This window comes from Knoellia remsis, assembly GCF_003002895.1.
In the GTDB taxonomy this organism is placed as follows: Bacteria; Actinomycetota; Actinomycetes; order Actinomycetales; family Dermatophilaceae; genus Knoellia; species Knoellia remsis.
Genome location: NZ_PVTI01000011.1, coordinates 83,865 through 101,862, shown reverse-complemented (window position 1 = coordinate 101,862; position 17,998 = coordinate 83,865). Strand labels below are relative to the sequence as shown.

The window sequence follows — 17,998 nt, the reverse complement described above, 5'->3', positions numbered from 1 at the left end:
CGAGAGGCTGTGCGCATGCTCCCCGCACTCGTCCGCATCGCCGGGATCACGGTGGCCGCGCTCGTGGCCTACTTCGTCATGATCGCGATCGGCGGCGACTCGGGCGCCAACATCGGTGCCGGGCTGGCCGTCTTCGCCGTCCTGGCCTTCGGCGCGTTCGGCTGGGCGATGCGCGACGGTCTGCGTGAGCAGCTCGGCCTCGGCGACCTGCTCCTCCGGTGGCTCATCGTCGCGGCGGTCGTGCCGGTGCTGCTCACCCTCGTCATCTCGCTCACGACGGGCAGCGACTCGATCGGGACGGCCATCGTCTCGACGTGGTTCTTCTTCGCCGCGCTCACCGGACTGCCCGCCGTCATCGGCGCCTCCGTCGGCAACGCGATGCGCGGCTGACCCTGTCGGCGACGCCTGCCCGGGCGCCGGCCAGCGGGTCAGAGCCGGTCAGCGAGTCACCGCCGGCCGGAGGGTCAGAGCAGGTCAGAGGGTCAGAGCAGGTCGGCGATGAGGTCTCCGTGGGTCTCGAGCCGCTCGGGCATGTCGTCGAACATCATCTGCTCGAACCGTTCCCCCTCGGCGCCGGCTTCGACCTCGTCCCAGGTGCGGGGCGCCGCGACGCACGGCAGCTCTCGGCCGCGCAGCGAGTAGGGGCTGATCGTCGTCTTCGCGGCGACGTTCTGGCTCCAGTCGAGGAAGACCTTGCCGGGCCGCAGCGACTTCGTCATACGCCACAGCACGAGGTCGGGGTGCTTCTTCGTCATCTCCTGTGCGAGCTGCTGGGCGAGGTCGCGCACCTGGTCGCTCGTGAGGTCGCCGCCGAGGGAGGCATAGAGCTGCATGCCCTTGGACCCCGACGTCACCGGGAAGAGCTCGAGCCCGAGCGCGTCGAGCCGGGTCCGCAGCAGCAGCGCCACCTGCGCACACTCCTTCAGCCCGGCCGGTGACCCCGGGTCGAGGTCGATGACGAGCCGGTTCGGGTTCTCGCGCTCGCCGTCCTCGGTGACGGTCCACTGCGGCACGTGGATCTCGAGCGAGTTGAGGTTGACGAGGTAGACGAGCTGGGCGATGTCGTCCACGAGCGGGTAGGTCACGTCGTCGACGCGCACCCGCGGCAGCCACGACGGCGCGCCGCTCGGCAGGTTCTTCTCGAAGAAGCTCTGGTCGGCCACTCCGTGCGGCCACCGGACCCGCGTCACCGGGCGAGCTGCGATGTGCGGCAACAGGATCGGCGCGATGCTGACGTAGTAGTTCAGCACCTCGCCCTTGGTCGTCTCGGTCGACGGGTACATCACCTTGGAGAGGCTGGACAGCTTCATCGTCCGCCCGCCGACGTCGACGCGGGTGATCTCGGGGTCGTGGCGCTCAGCCATCGGTCACCTCGTGCAGGTCGGCGGGCGTGAGGTCGGTGCGCAGGCCGAGGTATGCCGGCTGGCGCAGCTTGCCGGTCGAGCCCCGTCCCAGCGAGGCCACCTCGAGGACCACCTCCGGCTCGACCCACGTCGCGCCGGCGGCATCCTCGCGCGGCACCGGGGTCGTGAAGGGGGAAGCACTGCGCCGCAACGGTTCCAGCAGTGCACGCAACCGCGCACCCGCGGCGCCGGCGAGCCCGGCACCGACGCGGCCGGCATACGCGAAACCCCCGGCACCGTCGGTCGTGCCGACGAGGACGGCACCCAGGCGCGACGTCGAACCCACCTCCGGGCGCCACCCGCCGACGACGACCGACAGGGACGCCCGGTGCGGCAGCTTGCGCCAGTCCGGGGACCGGCGCCCCGCGGCATACGGCGACGCGCGGCGCTTGCTGACGATGCCCTCGAGGCCCTGGTCGCGGGTCGCCTCGAAGAGCCCGACCCCGTCGTCATAGACCGGCGGCACCTGCCACGCCGAGCTGCGCAGGTCGAGCTTCTCGAGCAGGTCGCGCCGCGCGGACCACGGCTGGGTCGTGAGGTCCTGGCCGAAGAGCCGCAGCAGGTCGAACGCCATGAAGGTCACCGGTCGCGTCGTCGCGAGCTGCGCCGCCTTGCGCGCCGACGAGACGTGCATCCGCTCGGCCAGCGCCCCGAACGACGGCACTCCCCCGTCGAGGGCGACGACCTCGCCATCGAGTAGCAGGTCCTCGTAGGTGTCGGCGAGTCCGGCGAGCTCGGGGAAGCTCACCGACACGTCCCGACCGGTGCGGCTCGACAGGACGCGCCGGCCGTCGTGGACGTCGGCGAGGATGCGCATCCCGTCCCACTTCACCTCATGCACCCACGCGTCACCCGCGGGCACGCGGTCCGCGGTCGCGGCGAGCATCGGGCGCATGCCCCCCATCCTCGCCTACGCTGACGAAGTGACGAGCTCGACCAACCAGCCCTCGCGACGCCAACACGGCCTGCACCGGATGACCGGACGCGACCCGAACGAGTCGCACCGCGCCGCGACCCCGCTCGAGCTGCTCTACGACCTCACCTTCGTCGTCGCCTTCTCCATCGCCGGCGCCCAGCTCACCCACGCCCTCGCCGAGAACCACCCGGTCCAGGGCGTCCTCGCGTTCTCCTTCGCCGTCGTCGCGATCGTCTGGGCGTGGATCAACCACTCGTGGTTCGCGTCGGCCTACGACACCGACGACTGGCTCATGCGGGTCGCGACCCTCGTGCAGATGGTCGGTGTCCTCATCCTCGGGCTCGGCCTGCCGGAGATGTTCGAAGGCATCCTCGAGGGCCACCTCACCAACCGGATCATGGTCGTCGGCTACGTCATCCTGCGGGTCTCGCAGATCTTCCTCTGGCTGCGCGCGAGCCGCGACGACCCCGAGCACCGCACGACGATGCGCGGGTATGCCGTGAGCATCTCCATCGCACAGCTGCTGTGGATCCTCGTCGCCTGGCTGCAGCCCGCGCTCCCCGTCGCCATCCCGCTGATGCTCGCCGTCATCGCCTTCGAGTTCGGGTCGGTCCGCGCCTGCGAGCGACGCTTCGGCGGGTCCCCGTGGCACCCGCACCACATCGCCGAACGCTACGGGCTGCTCGCGATCATCAGCCTCGGCGAGATCGTCCTCGGCACGACGACCGCGATCGAGGCCGTCGTCGCCGAACAGGGCTGGTCGCGCGAGGCGGTGCTCATCGCCATCGCCGGGGTCTCGCTCGCGTTCGCGATGTGGTGGACCTACTTCGGACAGCCCTTCGGCGAGATCCTCGAGAAGCGGCCCGAGAAGTCGTTCGGCTTCGGCTACGGCCACGTCCTGCTCTACGGCAGCATCGCCGCCGTCGGCGCGGGCCTGCACGTCGCGGCCTACTACATCGAGGACAAGACGAAGATCGGCGAGACCGAGGTCATGCTCACCATGGCCGTGCCGCTCGCGCTCTTCATGGTCGTCGTCTATGCCCTCTGGCACTTCCTCATGCCCGGCCGGGACCCGGTCCACTGGCTGCTGCTCGGTCTCATGCTCGTCGTCCTCGCCGTCAGCGTCGCGATGCCGGCGCTCGGGGCCTCCCTCGGCTGGTCGATCGTCGTCCTCATGGTCGTCCCCTGGATCACCGTCGTCGGCTACGAGACCGTCGGCGTACGCAAGATCGACGAGCACCTCGGCACCTGAGGCTTCCTCGTATGCCGCGCGCGCGGCATACAGTGAAGGCATGCGTGCGATCTGGAAGGGCGCGGTCTCGTTCGGTCTCGTCAACGTGCCGGTGCGGCTCTACTCCGCGACCGAGAACCACGACGTGCAGTTCCGTCAGGTGCACCGTGAGGACGGCGGCCGCATCAAGTACAAGCGGATCTGCTCGATCGACGGCGAAGAGGTCGCCTACGACGACATCGCCAAGGGCTACGAGACCGAGGACGGCGACATGGTCGTCCTCACCGACGAGGACTTCTCCGAGCTGCCGAGCCGCTCGAGCAAGGAGATCAACGTCGAGAAGTTCGTGCCCGCGGACCAGATCGACCCGATGCTGCTCGACAAGAGCTACTACCTCGAGCCGGACAAGTCGGCGACCAAGCCCTACGTCCTGCTGCGCGAGGCGCTCGAGTCCGAGAACCGGATGGCCATCGTCACCGTCTCGATCCGCACGCGCATGACGATGGCCGTGCTGCGGGTGCGCGACGGCGTCATCGTCATGCAGACGATGCTCTGGCCCGACGAGATCCGCAGCCCCGACTTCGCCCACGTCGAGGAGGCCGGCGAGGCGAGCGAGAAGGAGATGGCGATGGCGCGCCTCCTCATCGAGCAGCTCGCCGGGGAGTACGACGCCGACGACTACGAGGACGACTACGCCGCTGCCGTGCAGGCTCTCGTCAAGGCCAAGGTCGAGGGCGGCGAGGTCCAGGTGCCCGCCGCCGAGGCCGAGGAGTCCGGCGAGGTCGTCGACCTGCTCGCGGCTCTCGCGAAGTCGGTCGAGAAGGCCAAGGCGTCCCGCGGCGAGGCACCCACGACGAGCTCCGCCTCCGACGACGCCGGCTCCGACACGGGCACGTCCGGCTCCGCGACGAAGAAGGCCGCGGCGAAGAAGGCGCCCGCCAAGAAGTCTGCGGCGCCGGCGAAGAAGGCCGCCGCGAAGAAGACCGCCAAGAAGACGAGCAAGAAGGCCTCCTGACGCCGCATGCCCGAAGGCCACACCCTCTTCGCGCTCGCGCGCGACCTCGACACCGCGTTCGCCGGCACCTCACCGACCGTCACCAGCCCCCAGGGCAAGTTCGCGCACGGCGCGTCCCTGATCTCCGGCACCGAGGTCGAGGGCGCGACCTCGTGGGGCAAGCACCTCTTCGTCGACTTCGTCGGTGACCGGGTCCTGTGGGTGCACCTCGGCCTCATCGGCACCTTCACGATCGACACCAGCTCGTATGCCGGTGAGCTGCCGGTCGTGGGTCAGGTGCGGTGCCGCTTCGCGACCGAGGACCACGTCGCCGACCTGCGCGGTCCGATGGTCTGCGACGTCGTGACGCCGGAGAAGGTCGACGAGGTCCTGGGGCGGCTCGGCCCGGACCCGTTGCGTCTGACCGATGTTCGCTCCGACCCCGACCTGGCGTGGACACGCATCCACCGGTCTCGCAAGCCCATCGCCGAGCTGCTCATGGACCAGGCGGTGCTCGCGGGCGTCGGCAACGTCTATCGGTCCGAGGTGCTCTTCCGGCTGCGAGTCAACCCGTTCCGGCCCGGGACGGCGATCAAGCGCTCGACGTGGCAGGCGATCTGGGACGACCTCGTCGCGCTGCTGCCGCTCGGGGTCGCGACGAGCAAGATCGTCACGATCCACGACCAGGTCGACGAGGTCGCGCGTGCTCTCGAGGAGGGCGGCGACGTCCGGCTCGACTCGCGCGACTCCTACGTCTACAAGCGGGCCGGCGAGCCGTGCCTCGTCTGCGGGTCACGCATCCGCACCGAGGTCGTCGCCGGCCGCAACCTCTTCTGGTGCGGCAACTGCCAACGCCGGAGCTGACCGCGGGCTCGCCGGGCACCGCGCCACCCACTCTTGAACGAGAACGCTGTTCGCAGTCATGGGCGCAGGGGTGCTGGGCCCCAATACCACCCGCTCGGTCCGGCTGATATAGCCCATATGGGCTATGTGCAAAATGGTCCTGTGGGTCTTCGAAAAGGTCCCTCTCACGGGCGGGGAACGCTCATGACGAGCGCTGCCGTGGCAGCGCCCGACGCCTGCGGTTCAGCCGAAGACGCCGTCGCGCTCGCCGTCCGTGGGCAGCGGTGTCGCGAGCGCCCGGGGGAAGCTCAGTGCGGCCTGGACGAGAGACAGCAGCGTGCCCGCGAGGGCATCGTTGACGGCGGAGCGCTCGTCGCCGAAGAGCTCGACCATCCACTGGCGCGCGTCGGGGTCATACCCCCCGGCGCACACCACGCTGCCGTAGCCGTTGACGGCGAGGGAGAGCCGTTCGGCCGCGTCGCCGCGCGTGAGGTCGGCGTGGAAGGCCCATCCCTCTGCCGACCTCGCCATGGCGGGACGTCGTTCGATGGGGAAGTCGATGCGCCCGAACAGTGGGCTCTGGTCCTCCGAGCGCGATGGGCTGCGCTCGATCTCGAGCTGGACCGACCGGGCCACACCGCGGCACACCTGGCTCACCTGCCAGGCGGCTGCGGACATGAGGACGCAGAAGCGGGCGGCAACGAGCGCCAGGCGGTCACCCACCGGGGAGTCGACCATGGCGTCCAGCTCGTTGAGGACCTCGGCGACGAGCGCCACGAGGCGATCCGACGAGGCACCGGACGCAGACCGACCGGCGACGGCGCCGCCCCCGGCCTCACCGTCCCGCGTGGCCCGGGCGAGCTCGATGAAGGCTGCGGCGGTGTGCCGGATGTGCGGAGCGACGTCTTCGACGTCGGTCACCGTCATGGCGCCCCACCGGGACATGACGTCGGGCAGCTGGCGACGCGCCGACTCGCGCAGCTCGGCCGTGCGGAAGGCGACCTCGCTGGCGGGCACGCCGGCGACGAGGACGAAGAGCTCGTCGGTGCGGCCGGCGAGGAGGTGGGCATTGGGCCAGCCCCGAACCTGGTCGAGCAGGTCGTCACGCAGCTCACGCAACGCACGAGGTCGGTCCTCGCGCAGTCCGGCGCTCGCGTCGTCGACATCGCCCAGGGCGACGCTGACGAGCGAGACCTCTGCCTCGGGCTGGGCGCGAAGCAGTCGGGCGACGCTCGTGATGAGGTCTTCCTCGCGCAGGGTCGCCTGGGGTCCCGTGCGCGGAGGTCGCAGGGCTGGCCCCACGGCACCGGCGACCGTCTGGGCGACGGCGAGATCCTTGTCATCGAAGCGGCGCCGGGCGGTGAGGAGCACTTGTCCGATGACCCCGCGGTCGGTCAGGACGGGGAACGCAGCGGCGAAGCGGCGGTCCCGCCCCGCGGCACCCGCGGAGACGGGCCGGTCCGGCAGCGGCTCCACGCCGATGAGTCCCTCCCAGGGACGACCGGTCTGGAGCGCCCGATGCAGCGCCCGGTCCGCGGCCCTCGGGCGCCACGCGTGGGCCGTCGTGGGCCAGACGTGCGGGACGTCCCGGCCCTGGCGCACGACGAAGACGTGGTCGAGCTGCTCCAGACCGTCCTCCTCGCCGGCGGCCGATCGCATGTCGTGCCCGTCACGCAGGCTCACGTGCACGCTGTCGACACCGGGCAGGGCGATGAGCGCCTCGACCATCAGGTCGAGACACTCCTCCCGGTCGGCTGCCCGGCGCAGGCGTCCGATGAGTTCGAGGAGGTCAGCCTCGCCCGAAGGCTCCACAGGGGCGGCGGCCGCAGGAACCGGCATCGAGCCTGCGTCATCGGAAAGCGTGAAGAACTGCTCATGAGCCATTGGGCGAAACCCCCTTTCAAGCCGGTGAAACACCGGGGCAACCTACGTCGAGTCGGTAGCCATCCTTACCCATTCGGGCGCGGCTTTAGCAGGCACAAGAAACTTTGTGATCGTGTGCACGGTCGTCCAGAGATCGGTGCACTGATGTCCGGGCCAGTTCCCGCCCAGCCCACAACTGATCGAATCAGGTCACAACACGCAAGCCGGCTGATCGCTCGGGCTGGCGGGTGAAGCCGACGAGGAACATCACCGCGACGACCACCTTCTCGAAGCGGTCCTCGCTCGACCCACCGAGATAGTTCCACCGGCCGGAGATCTCGAGGGAGATGTGCCCGACGAGGGTGGCCAGCGCCGAGGCCGCGAGGATCTGCGCGTCGAACTCGGCGTCCGTTCCGGTGACCGCCTCCATCGCCTCGGACCGTCGCGGGTCGATCTCCCCGTCCGCGAGGCCGGCGGCACACAGGTGCGTCAGCGCGTCGAGTGCGCGGTGACTGGCGTCGACGACGTTCTCGGTCTGCGGAGCGTGCGGGTCGGCGTTGAAGATCAGGCCGTACTCGTCGGGGTGCTCGATGGACCACGTGCGCAGGGCCAGGCAGCAGCGGTACCACTGGGTCGCAAGACTCTCCCCTGCAGCCTTGATGCGCGTGGTCGACATCAGCTCGGCGACGTCGTCGAACGCGTCGGCCGCGAGCAGACCGATGAGCGTCTCGTGGTCGGCCACGTAGCGATACAGACCAGAGGGCGTGATGTCGATGGCCCGGGCCACGGCGCGCATCGTCACGCCGGTGATCCCCTGCTGCCGCAGCTCGCCGAGCGCGGCCTCCTTGATCTCCTCGATGACGCGCTGCCGCTGTCGCTCCCGGCGGGTCACTCCGGTGCGCTCCGTCGGCTGCGATGGCACGTCCACGAGGTCCTCGATTCCGTTCGGCTACCCACACCTGCACGACGTCGTGCGGTGACCGTCATCACGGACAGCGGCCCTGGTCGGCGATCCCTCCGTCTCGAGTCGCGCACCCGTACCCCCCAGAGTACGCTGTTCTCGATCGAACTCTGACCGATCGACACGCGCCGCCCGGCCCGGAATCCGTGACTGCACCACTCTCACCCGTCCACCGGGCGCCGCGCCACACAGCTGAGCATCAGCGCGTCGCCGTGGTGCCTGAACCGCGAGGATCGCTCTGCCCATCACCGCACTCGTCACCGGCGCCGACCACGAGGTCGGTCGTCGCGTCGTTGCACACCTGCACGAGCGGGGCGTGCGGATCCACGTCGTCGACGTCGCTCCCGGTTCAGGCGCCGGGGACCACCGGTGGGACCGACACACACGGCACGTCGTCCCCGCCGTGGGCGACCCCGCCCGAGAGGCCGCCCTGGCCCGGCTCGTGCATCGGCACGGCATCGACCTCGTCGTCCCCACGAACCCGGACGAGCTCATCGACCTCGCCGCAGCCGCGACCTCCTTCCCGCCGGGCGTCGACATCGTCGTGAGTGGGACGGCGGGCCTGGTCCATGCGCGCGACTCCTTCCACGCACTGCGCCGCCTCGCCCGGGCCGGCATCCCGACCGCTCGGATCGCGACGCCGAGTGACTACCTCGACCAGGTGGGCGGGCCGGACCTCCCTCGCGAGCGACTGGCCCTCATGCCGCGATCGGCGTGGCAGGCCGACCAAGCTGTTCCCCTGCTCGACCCGCGCACCCTCGACCACGCGAGCTTCGGCGACGCCTACTTCGTCATCGAACGGCCGCCCGGGCCGCACTGGCGCGTCCTGAGCCCCGGCCTCGGCGAGTCCTCCGACGGGCTGGACGGGGTCGTCGCCGCGCTCGGGCCGGCGCAGGGTGCCGCGAGCCGGGCGGTGCCGCGCCGTCCCCAGATCCTCCAGCTCGCCACCGAGTCCGTCCGCGCGCTGCAGGTGACCGGCCCGGTCGAGTTGACCGTGGCCGAGGACGAGTGCACCCTGCGCGTCACCGGGGTCGTGCCGGGCCTCACGGCGGCATTCACGCACTCGCCCTTCCTCCTCGACATCGCGCTCGGGCTCGTCGTCAGCGACTGACCATCGCGGCTCGGGGCGGACCGATCCGCCCTGAGCGAACATGAGTCGGCTCGGCTCAGCCGTGGAACACGAACCCCCCATGCGGCGTTGGAGTCCGTGAACACCTCGCACCCGGCCGTCCCGGGTGGTGACGGCTCACTGTGAATGGACGCCACGGCATACGGACAGCGGAGCTAGCATCGAGGTGACGCAATCAGTCAGGAGCCAGCACCATGTTCGAACGGTTCACCGACCGGGCCCGCCGGGTGGTCGTCCTCGCCCAGGAAGAGGCGCGGCTGCTCAACCACAACTACATCGGCACCGAGCACATCCTCCTCGGCCTCATCCACGAGGGTGAGGGCGTGGCCAGCAAGGCCCTCGAGAGCCTCGGTGTCTCCCTCGACGCCGTCCGTGAGCAGGTGCAGGAGATCATCGGCCAGGGCCAGCAGGCCCCGACCGGCCACATCCCCTTCACCCCGCGGGCGAAGAAGGTCCTCGAGCTGAGCCTGCGCGAGGCGCTGCAGCTCGGCCACAACTACATCGGCACCGAGCACATCCTCCTCGGCCTCATCCGTGAGGGCGAGGGCGTCGCCGCCCAGGTGCTGGTCAAGCTCGGCGCCGACCTCGGTCGCGTGCGCCAGCAGGTCATCCAGCTCATCTCCGGCTACCAGGGCGGCAAGGAGGGCGCCACCGCGGGCGTCGGTCCGTCGGGCGGTCCCACCGAGGGCACCCCGGCCGGCTCGCTCGTCCTCGACCAGTTCGGCCGCAACCTCACCGTCGCGGCCCGCGAGGGCAAGCTCGACCCGGTCATCGGGCGCGAGAAGGAGATCGAGCGGGTCATGCAGGTGCTGTCCCGCCGCACCAAGAACAACCCCGTCCTCATCGGCGAGCCCGGCGTCGGCAAGACCGCCGTCGTCGAAGGCCTCGCCCAGGACATCGTCAAGGGCGAGGTGCCCGAGACCCTCAAGGACAAGCAGCTCTACACCCTCGACCTCGGCGCGCTCGTCGCCGGCAGCCGCTACCGCGGTGACTTCGAGGAGCGGCTCAAGAAGGTCCTCAAGGAGATCCGCACCCGCGGCGACATCGTCCTGTTCATCGACGAGATCCACACCCTCGTCGGGGCCGGTGCGGCCGAGGGCGCCATCGACGCCGCGAGCATCCTCAAGCCGATGCTCGCCCGCGGTGAGCTCCAGGTCATCGGCGCGACGACGCTCGACGAGTACCGCAAGCACATCGAGAAGGACGCCGCGCTCGAGCGCCGCTTCCAGCCGATCCAGGTGGCCGAGCCGACGCTGGCGCACGCCATCGAGATCCTCAAGGGCCTGCGCGACCGCTACGAGGCGCACCACCGCGTGTCCATCACCGACAGTGCTCTCGTCGCGGCCGCCAACATGGCCGACCGCTACGTCAACGACCGCTTCCTCCCGGACAAGGCGATCGACCTCATCGACGAGGCGGGCGCGCGACTGCGCATCCGCCGGATGACCGCGCCGCCGGACCTGCGCGAGTTCGACGAGAAGATCGCCGCGGTCGTGCGCGAGAAGGAGTCCGCGATCGACGGGCAGGACTTCGAGAAGGCCGCGCGCCTGCGCGACGACGAGAAGAACCTGCGCGCCGAGAAGCAGCAGCGCGAGACCGAGTGGAAGTCCGGTGACCTCGACGTCGTCGCCGAGGTCGACGAGGAGCTGATCGCCGAGGTCCTCGCCGCGTCGACCGGCATCCCGGTCTTCAAGCTCACCGAGGAGGAGTCCAGCCGGCTGCTCCACATGGAGGACGAGCTGCACAAGCGGATCATCGGCATGGACGACGCCATCAAGGCGCTGTCCCAGGCCATCCGCCGTACCCGCGCCGGGCTCAAGGACCCCCGCCGTCCCGGTGGGTCGTTCATCTTCGCCGGGCCCACGGGTGTCGGCAAGACCGAGCTCGCGAAGACGCTCGCCGAGTTCCTCTTCGGTGACGAGGACAGCCTCATCCAGCTCGACATGTCGGAGTTCTCCGAGAAGCACACCGTCTCAAGGCTTTTCGGCTCGCCTCCCGGCTACGTCGGCTACGAGGAGGGTGGCCAGCTCACCGAGAAGGTGCGGCGCAAGCCGTTCTCGGTCGTCCTCTTCGACGAGGTCGAGAAGGCGCACCCGGAGATCTTCAACAGCCTGCTGCAGGTCCTCGAGGACGGCCGCCTCACCGACTCGCAGGGTCGGATGGTCGACTTCAAGAACACGGTCATCATCATGACGACCAACCTCGGCACGCGGGACATCTCCAAGGGCGCGCTCGGCTTCTCGGCCGGCCCGGACACCCGCACCGACTACGACCGGATGAAGGCCAAGGTCCAGGACGAGCTCAAGCAGCACTTCCGGCCCGAGTTCCTCAACCGTGTCGACGACACGATCGTCTTCCCGCAGCTCACGCAGGAGGAGATCATCCAGATCGTCGATCTCGAGATCGCCAAGCTCGACAAGCGGCTCAAGGACAAGGACATGGGCATCGAGCTCACGCCCACGGCCAAGACGCTGCTCGCCAAGCGCGGCTACGACCCGGTCCTCGGCGCCCGCCCGCTGCGTCGCACGATCCAGCGCGAGATCGAGGACGTGCTCTCCGAGAAGATCCTCTTCGGTGAGATCGGCGCCGGCGAGCTCGTCGCGGTCGACGCGACCGGCGAGGGCAAGGACGACACCTTCACCTTCGAGGGCACGCCGCACGCGCGGGCCATCGAGGTGCCGGTCGTCACCGCCGGCAGCGCCGCCCCGCCGAGCAGCGGAGCCGCCGGCGGCGAGTGAGGCCCGAGGTGGCCGGGTCACCTCGGGTGACCTGACCACACGAGAAGGCGGGGTATGCCGCGAGCGCGAGCTCACGGCATACCCCGCCTTCCGCTGTGCTCACCCCCGTGAAAAAGTCACCCAATTGAACGGCCCTGCGGGTACCCCCAAAGCGTTCAATGGGGTGACTTTTTCACGAGACGGGGTTTGTGTCGTATGCCGTCCGCCCACCTTCGTGTCCCGAACTCACCCAATTGGACGGTTGGGCACGCATCCTGCCGTATGCCGTCCGCCCACCTTCGTGTGCACAACTCACCCACTCCTCCCCTCCGTCACGGCCGCGGTGTCTCGCTCGGGAGGAATGGGTGAGTTCGGTACGTCAGGAGAGGCGGGTGAGCATCTGCTGCATCATCCGGATCTGCACCGACTGGGTCGTGTAGATCTCGCTGCTGATGTCGCCGACGTACTCGTCGGTGCCCTTGGCCTGCTGCTCCTCGACCATCTTCAGCGCACCTTCGTGGTGGGTGATCATCAGCTTGAGGAAGAGCTGGTCGGCGGCGGGACCGGACACGGTGGAAAGCTGCTTCATCTGTGCCGGGGTCGCCATGCCGGGCATGCCGGCGTGGGCGCTGTGGTCGCCGAGGCGCGGGTTCGTCGCCTGCGGGGGCACGTCCTGCTTGCGCTCCTTGAGCCATGCCGCCATCGCCGCGACCTCGGGCTCCTGCTCCGCCGCGATGCGTTCGGCGAGGCCCTTGACCTGCGTGTCCGTGAGCCGGTCCTTGACCGACTCGACCATGACGATCGCCTGGGAGTGATGGACGATCATGTCCTGGTAGAACTTCGCGTCCGCGGGGTTGACGGTGGGAGTCGTCACGGGGGCGGCGTCGGAGCCGGTGAGCGTCGCGTTCGGCTCGCCCGGCTTCTTCGGCTGGATCACCGGCCCGCTCGGGGTCGGGGCGGTCGTCGCCGGCAGTGACTCGGCCCCGTCGTCGCCCGTGCACCCGCTCACCGCGAGCGCGGCGACGAGCGCCGCCGCCGGAGCGAGCCGGCGGGAGAGGGACAGAGGTCGGGTGGCAGGGCCGGGCATGTGCGGCACTGTAGTTCGTCCGCGAGACCTTCGCCGGGTAGCCGACGAACCCGCCGCCGACCAGCAGACGAACCCACCGCCGAGCCCGCCACCCGCCGCTCGCCGCAGCCATCGGACAACTTCGGCCGAACTCCTTCCGCTACCGGGGGGTTTCCGACAGGGTGGACGGACTGCACCCACAACGGAGTGGCCATGCATCTGGCTGCCCCTGGAGGAGGACACCCCCCATGAGGCTCATGAGAACCCTGGTGGTGACGGCGATCTCCGCCCTCGCCACCACCGGCGTCGGGGTCGCGGCCGCCCAGGCCGACGACGGCGTCGGCAAGTCCGGCACCCAGCTCGCCCCGGACGAGATCGGCCGCAGCGCGAATGTCGAGCTGCTCGCCAACGTCCCGAAGGCGGGCGCCTTCGCCAGCAACACGGCATACGGCACCGACATCGCCTTCTCCGACGACAAGGCCTACGTCGGCAACTACAACGGCTTCACGGTCTACGACATCTCGACCCCGGCCTCCCCGAAGGTGCTCTCGCAGGTCAACTGCCCCGGCTCGCAGAACGACGTGACGATCTCCGGCGACCTGCTCTACCTGTCGACCGACTCCTCGCGCACCGACGACTCGTGCGAGTCCGCCTCGCAGTCGGCGTCGATCAAGGAGTCGTGGGAGGGCATCAAGATCTTCGACGTGTCGAACCCGGCCTCGCCGGAGTATGTCGCGGCCGTCGAGACCGCCTGTGGCTCGCACACCAACACCCTCGTGCCCGGTGGCGACACGGACTACATCTACGTCTCCTCCTACGGCCCCCGCTCGAGCTACCCGGACTGCCAGCCGCCGCACGACGCGATCTCGGTCATCGAGGTCCCGAAGGCGAGCCCGGCCGACGCCAAGGTGGTGAGCATGCCGGTGCTCTTCCCGGACGGCGGCTACACCAACACCTCCGGCTGCCACGACATCACCGCCTACCCGGCCAAGAAGATCGCGGCCGGCGCGTGCATGGGTGACGGCATCATCATGGACATCTCCGACCCGGTGAACCCCACGGTCATCGAGCGGGTCCGCGACACCGAGAACTTCGCGTTCTGGCACTCGGCCACGTTCAACAACAAGGCCACCAAGGTCGTCTTCACCGACGAGCTCGGCGGCGGCGCCGGCGCGACGTGCAACGCGGCGGTCGGCCCGACCAAGGGTGCCAACGGCATCTACGAGCTGTCCGCCGACAACCGGCTGACGTTCAAGAGCTACTTCAAGATCCCGCGGCACCAGTTCGACTCCGAGAACTGCGTCGCCCACAACGGCTCGCTCATCCCGGTCCAGGGCCGCGACGTCATGGTGCAGGCGTGGTACCAGGGCGGCCTGTCCGTCTGGGACTTCACCGACACGGAGAACCCGCGCGAGCTCGGCTACTTCGAGCGCGGCCCGCTGACCCCGCAGGACCTCGGCGGCAGCTGGTCGGCGTACTACTACAAGGGCTACATCTACAGCTCGGACATCCAGAAGGGCCTCGACGTCCTGCGCGTCACGGACCCGAACCTGCGCAAGGCGGCGAGCGTCCCGATGGACGAGCTCAACGTCCAGTCCCAGCCGGTGTACCAGCTGAAGAAGTGACCACCTGAGCCGTATGCCGTCCGCGCGCCTTCACGAGAAGGCGCGCGGCCGGCATACCGGTCACCTCGCGTCACCTCGCGTCACCCTCGCGCAGCGAACAGCCACGGCCGGTACCGTCAGCCCGACGGGACCGGCCGGTCGTGCTTCCCATGAGCCGGCTGTGAAATTCCTTTACCGAATCCTGAACATCGGACCCTTGTGGGTGCTCACACAGGTGCGAAAGGCTGGACGACACCGTCCATCACAGGTCAAGGAGCTCCCATGAGACTGCGCAGGGTCCTCACCGGGACGGTCGCCGCACTCGCGCTGACGGTCCCCACCACCACGGCCTTCGCGGCCGGCGACGACGCCGTCGGGAAGTACGGCACCCAGCTCGCCCCCGACCAGATCGGTCGCAGCGCGAACGTCCAGCACCTCTACAACACCCCGCAGACCGGTCCGCTGGCCGGCGGCACGGGCACCGACATCGCCTTCTCCGACAACAAGGCCTACGTCGGCAACTACAACGGCTTCATCATCTACGACGTGACGACGCCGGCCTCGCCGAAGGTCGTCGCGCAGGTGAGCTGCCCCGGCGCGCAGAACGACGTGTCGATCTCGGGCGACCTGCTCTACCTGTCGACCGACTCCTCGCGCACCGACGACTCGTGCGCCTCGGCCGGCCAGGCGGCGACGATCAAGGACTCGTGGGAAGGCATCAAGATCTTCGACGTGTCCAACCCGGCGTCGCCGCAGTACATCAAGTCCGTCGAGACCGCCTGCGGCTCGCACACGAACACCCTCGTGCCCGGTGGCGACAAGGACTACATCTACGTGTCGTCCTACGGCCCCCAGTCGACCTACCCCGACTGCCAGCCGCCGCACGACTCGATCTCGATCATCGAGGTCCCGAAGGCGAACCCGACCGACGCCAAGGTCGTCAACATGCCGAACCTCTTCCCGGACGGCGGCAACCCCGGCGGCGTGAGCCCCTACGGCAACACCTACTCGGCGACGTCGGGCTGCCACGACATCACGGCCTACCCGTCGAAGAAGATCGCGGCGGGTGCCTGCATGGGTGACGGCATCATCATGGACATCTCCGACCCGGTGAACCCCAAGGTCATCGAGCGGGTGCAGGACACGAAGAACTTCGCGTTCTGGCACTCGGCCACCTTCAACAACAAGGCCAACAAGGTCGTCTTCACCGACGAGCTCGGCGGCGGTGGCGCGGCGACGTGCAACGACAAGATCGGCCCGACCCGTGGCGCGAACGGCATCTACGACCTGTCGGCGGACTACCAGCTGACGTTCAAGAGCTACTTCAAGATCAAGCGCAACCAGTTCGACTCCGAGAACTGCGTCGCCCACAACGGCTCGCTCATCCCGGTCCAGGGCCGCGACGTCATGGTGCAGTCCTGGTACATGGGCGGCACGTCGTTCTGGGACTTCACCGACTCGGAGAACCCGCGTGAGATCGGCTACTTCGAGCGCGGCCCTGAGGGTCCGGCCGGCGACGGTGGTGGCACCTGGTCGTCCTACTACTACAACGGCCACGTCTACTCCTCCGACCTCGGCAAGGGCTTCGACGTCCTGCGCATCACGGACAAGAGCCTCAAGAAGGCCGCCGACGTGAAGATGGACGAGCTCAACCCGCAGAGCCAGCCGGTCTACGCGACCCGCTGACCCGGCGACGGGGCCACGAGCCGGGACCACCCGGCATACGGTCTCGAACGCAGAACCGGCCGTCCGCGCCTCGTGCGCGGGCGGCCGGTTCTCTCGTATGCCGGGATAATCGCTGGCATGACCGACTCACCTTCCGTGGTCTCCGCAGTGACGTTCCGGCCGGCGCGCACCCAGGACGTCCGGGCGATCCGGGCGCTCGTGACGCCGCTCGCCGAACAGCGGGTGCTGCTGCAGAAGGAGGCGGTCGCGTACTACGAGTCGGTCGGTGACTTCGTCGTCGCCGAGCGGGACGGGGTGATCGTCGGGTGCGGGGCGGTGCACGTGCTGTGGGAGGACCTGGCCGAGATCCGCACCTTGGCCGTGGCGGAGTCCGAGTTGGGGCGTGGTGTCGGTGGCGAGCTGCTGACGCGTCTCGTGGCACGGGCCCGGGCGCTGGGGGTGGCGCGGCTGTTCTGCCTCACCTTCGAGACGGAGTTCTTCGGGCGGCACGGGTTCGAGGCGATCGAGGGCCAGGCGGTCGAGCCGGAGGTGTATGCCGAGCTGCTGCGGTCCTACGACGAGGGTGTCGCGGAGTTCCTCGACCTCGAGCGGGTCAAGCCGAACACCTTGGGCAACACCCGGATGCTCAGGGTTCTCTGAGCATCCTTCGGGCCGCGCGGGACGGCGCGGGGCGGTAGCGTCCCCGGACATGGCGGATCTTGCTGACGCAGCCCTGCTCACGGCGTTCCCGGTCGGGGCGGCCGCGCTGGGGGCGGTGATCGCCGCGGTGCGGCGACCGAGCAGGTTCGTCATGAGCGCCGTGCAGCACTTCGCGGCCGGCGTGGTTCTCGCGGCGGTCGTCGGCGAGATCCTGCCCGACCTCAGCGAGGAGGCGCAGTGGACGTGGGCCGTCGTCGGCTTCACGCTCGGGGTGGCTGTGGTGTTGGCGCTCGCGGCGTGGGGGCGACGGCTCGACGCCCGCAGCGAGGCGAGGGGGACGACCGCAGGCGAGGCGACCGCAGGCGAGGCGACCGCAGGCGAGGCGACCGCAGGCGAGGCGATCGAGCGGGATGCGGAAGCCGGACGGACCGAGGGCGCCGAGGGCGCCAACGGGGGCGTCACGGCGGCGACCGTGGCCCGAACCGTGCTGCCGATCGGGCTCATCGTCACGGTCGGGATCGACCTGCTCATCGACGGCACCCTCGTCGGGCTCGCGACGACGCTGAGCTCGACGCAGGCGATGATCCTCGTCGGCGCGCTGACCCTCGAAGTGCTCTTCCTCGCGCTGTCGGTGCAGGGCGAGCTCGTCGAGGCGGGCAGGACGGCGTGGCGGGCGGCGGGGTGGTCGGCCGGTCTCGGACTGCTGGCCGGTGTCGGTGCGATGGGTGCCGCGATCGCCCTCGGTGACGCCGGCCCGAAGCCGATCGCCGCGACGCTCGGCTTCGGGGCAGCGGCGTTGCTCTACCTCGCGCTCGAGGAGCTGCTCGTCGAGGCGCACGAGGAGTCCGAGACGACGGTGCTGACGGGGAGCTTCTTCCTCGGGCTGATCGTGGTCTACGGCCTCACCATCCTCGGCGGCTGACCCGCAAACACCCCCCCGACTCAT

Annotated in this window: 15 protein-coding genes; 10 read left to right on the top strand and 5 right to left on the bottom strand. The window is 69.6% G+C overall.

Going from position 1 to position 17,998, the window contains the following annotated elements; translation table 11 throughout:
• Positions 1–15: 15 nt before the first annotated feature.
• Complete coding sequence (locus BCF74_RS08395) at positions 16–390, top strand: hypothetical protein (protein WP_146132907.1); 375 nt, start codon at positions 16–18, stop codon at positions 388–390.
• Between the two features lie 92 nt (positions 391–482).
• Here the strand turns inward: BCF74_RS08395 and ligD (BCF74_RS08390) are convergent, their stop codons facing one another.
• Both ligD (BCF74_RS08390) and ligD (BCF74_RS08385) read right to left on the bottom strand, forming a co-directional pair.
• Positions 483–1,364: a non-homologous end-joining DNA ligase gene (ligD, locus tag BCF74_RS08390; protein ID WP_106297503.1), complete on the bottom strand. Its 882-nt coding sequence runs from the start codon at positions 1,362–1,364 to the stop codon at positions 483–485.
• Positions 1,357–2,298, bottom strand: a complete 942-nt coding sequence (ligD, locus tag BCF74_RS08385) for a non-homologous end-joining DNA ligase (protein WP_106297502.1) — start codon at positions 2,296–2,298, stop codon at positions 1,357–1,359. Before ligD (BCF74_RS08385) ends, ligD (BCF74_RS08390) begins: the two co-directional genes overlap by 8 nt.
• Between ligD (BCF74_RS08385) and BCF74_RS08380 the strand changes: the two genes are divergently transcribed.
• The 3 genes from BCF74_RS08380 to BCF74_RS08370 are packed head-to-tail and all read left to right on the top strand — an operon-like array spanning position 2,297 to position 5,408.
• On the top strand, positions 2,297–3,571 hold the full coding sequence (locus BCF74_RS08380; protein WP_106297501.1) for a low temperature requirement protein A: 1,275 nt from the start codon (positions 2,297–2,299) through the stop codon (positions 3,569–3,571). The two genes, ligD (BCF74_RS08385) and BCF74_RS08380, sit on opposite strands and share 2 nt — an antisense overlap.
• A gap of 40 nt (positions 3,572–3,611) precedes the next feature.
• Complete coding sequence (gene ku, locus BCF74_RS08375) at positions 3,612–4,565, top strand: non-homologous end joining protein Ku (protein WP_106297500.1); 954 nt, start codon at positions 3,612–3,614, stop codon at positions 4,563–4,565.
• Positions 4,566–4,571: 6 nt separating this feature from the next.
• Positions 4,572–5,408 carry an Fpg/Nei family DNA glycosylase gene (locus BCF74_RS08370; protein WP_106297499.1) on the top strand — a complete coding sequence of 279 codons (837 nt, stop codon included), beginning with the start codon at positions 4,572–4,574 and terminating at the stop codon, positions 5,406–5,408.
• Positions 5,409–5,630: 222 nt separating this feature from the next.
• Here the strand turns inward: BCF74_RS08370 and BCF74_RS08365 are convergent, their stop codons facing one another.
• Positions 5,631–7,271: a GAF domain-containing protein gene (locus BCF74_RS08365; protein ID WP_146132906.1), complete on the bottom strand. Its 1,641-nt coding sequence runs from the start codon at positions 7,269–7,271 to the stop codon at positions 5,631–5,633.
• 184 nt (positions 7,272–7,455) lie between these two features.
• Positions 7,456–8,172, bottom strand: a complete 717-nt coding sequence (locus BCF74_RS08360; RefSeq protein WP_170070178.1) for a TetR/AcrR family transcriptional regulator — start codon at positions 8,170–8,172, stop codon at positions 7,456–7,458.
• Between the two features lie 355 nt (positions 8,173–8,527).
• Between BCF74_RS08360 and BCF74_RS08355 the strand changes: the two genes are divergently transcribed.
• Positions 8,528–9,322, top strand: coding sequence for an ATP-grasp domain-containing protein (locus BCF74_RS08355; protein ID WP_106297496.1), 795 nt, complete (start codon positions 8,528–8,530; stop codon positions 9,320–9,322).
• A gap of 212 nt (positions 9,323–9,534) precedes the next feature.
• Positions 9,535–12,078: an ATP-dependent Clp protease ATP-binding subunit gene (locus BCF74_RS08350; protein ID WP_106297495.1), complete on the top strand. Its 2,544-nt coding sequence runs from the start codon at positions 9,535–9,537 to the stop codon at positions 12,076–12,078.
• A gap of 358 nt (positions 12,079–12,436) precedes the next feature.
• Here the strand turns inward: BCF74_RS08350 and BCF74_RS08345 are convergent, their stop codons facing one another.
• Positions 12,437–13,144: a DUF305 domain-containing protein gene (locus BCF74_RS08345; protein WP_170070177.1), complete on the bottom strand. Its 708-nt coding sequence runs from the start codon at positions 13,142–13,144 to the stop codon at positions 12,437–12,439.
• A 227-nt stretch (positions 13,145–13,371) separates the two neighbouring features.
• Here BCF74_RS08345 and BCF74_RS08340 point away from each other — a divergent pair, with 227 nt between their 5' ends.
• The 4 genes from BCF74_RS08340 to BCF74_RS08325 all read left to right on the top strand — a co-directional run bounded on the left by BCF74_RS08340 (position 13,372) and on the right by BCF74_RS08325 (position 17,974).
• Positions 13,372–14,748, top strand: a complete 1,377-nt coding sequence (locus BCF74_RS08340) for an LVIVD repeat-containing protein (protein WP_106297493.1) — start codon at positions 13,372–13,374, stop codon at positions 14,746–14,748.
• Between the two features lie 261 nt (positions 14,749–15,009).
• Complete coding sequence (locus BCF74_RS08335) at positions 15,010–16,413, top strand: LVIVD repeat-containing protein (RefSeq protein ID WP_106297492.1); 1,404 nt, start codon at positions 15,010–15,012, stop codon at positions 16,411–16,413.
• A gap of 117 nt (positions 16,414–16,530) precedes the next feature.
• Positions 16,531–17,052 carry an amino-acid N-acetyltransferase gene (locus BCF74_RS08330; protein WP_177426644.1) on the top strand — a complete coding sequence of 174 codons (522 nt, stop codon included), beginning with the start codon at positions 16,531–16,533 and terminating at the stop codon, positions 17,050–17,052.
• A 49-nt stretch (positions 17,053–17,101) separates the two neighbouring features.
• The gene (locus BCF74_RS08325; protein WP_106297490.1) at positions 17,102–17,974 is read left to right on the top strand and encodes a ZIP family metal transporter; all 873 of its coding nucleotides are present in this window, start codon (positions 17,102–17,104) and stop codon (positions 17,972–17,974) included.
• The last annotated feature ends 24 nt before the right edge of the window (positions 17,975–17,998 follow it).

Bases quoted from the DNA above. Each gene is read 5' to 3' on its own strand.
- BCF74_RS08345 (WP_170070177.1), bottom strand. From the start codon at position 13,144: ATGCCCGGCCCTGCCACCCGACCTCTGTCCCTCTCCCGCCGGCTCGCT.
- BCF74_RS08330 (WP_177426644.1), top strand. From the start codon at position 16,531: ATGACCGACTCACCTTCCGTGGTCTCCGCAGTGACGTTCCGGCCGGCG.
- BCF74_RS08395 (WP_146132907.1), top strand. From the start codon at position 16: ATGCTCCCCGCACTCGTCCGCATCGCCGGGATCACGGTGGCCGCGCTC.
- ligD (WP_106297502.1), bottom strand. From the start codon at position 2,298: ATGCGCCCGATGCTCGCCGCGACCGCGGACCGCGTGCCCGCGGGTGAC.
- BCF74_RS08365 (WP_146132906.1), bottom strand. From the start codon at position 7,271: ATGGCTCATGAGCAGTTCTTCACGCTTTCCGATGACGCAGGCTCGATG.
- BCF74_RS08350 (WP_106297495.1), top strand. From the start codon at position 9,535: ATGTTCGAACGGTTCACCGACCGGGCCCGCCGGGTGGTCGTCCTCGCC.
- BCF74_RS08370 (WP_106297499.1), top strand. From the start codon at position 4,572: ATGCCCGAAGGCCACACCCTCTTCGCGCTCGCGCGCGACCTCGACACC.
- BCF74_RS08380 (WP_106297501.1), top strand. From the start codon at position 2,297: ATGCCCCCCATCCTCGCCTACGCTGACGAAGTGACGAGCTCGACCAAC.
- ku (WP_106297500.1), top strand. From the start codon at position 3,612: ATGCGTGCGATCTGGAAGGGCGCGGTCTCGTTCGGTCTCGTCAACGTG.
- BCF74_RS08325 (WP_106297490.1), top strand. From the start codon at position 17,102: ATGGCGGATCTTGCTGACGCAGCCCTGCTCACGGCGTTCCCGGTCGGG.
- BCF74_RS08335 (WP_106297492.1), top strand. From the start codon at position 15,010: ATGAGACTGCGCAGGGTCCTCACCGGGACGGTCGCCGCACTCGCGCTG.
- ligD (WP_106297503.1), bottom strand. From the start codon at position 1,364: ATGGCTGAGCGCCACGACCCCGAGATCACCCGCGTCGACGTCGGCGGG.
- BCF74_RS08340 (WP_106297493.1), top strand. From the start codon at position 13,372: ATGAGGCTCATGAGAACCCTGGTGGTGACGGCGATCTCCGCCCTCGCC.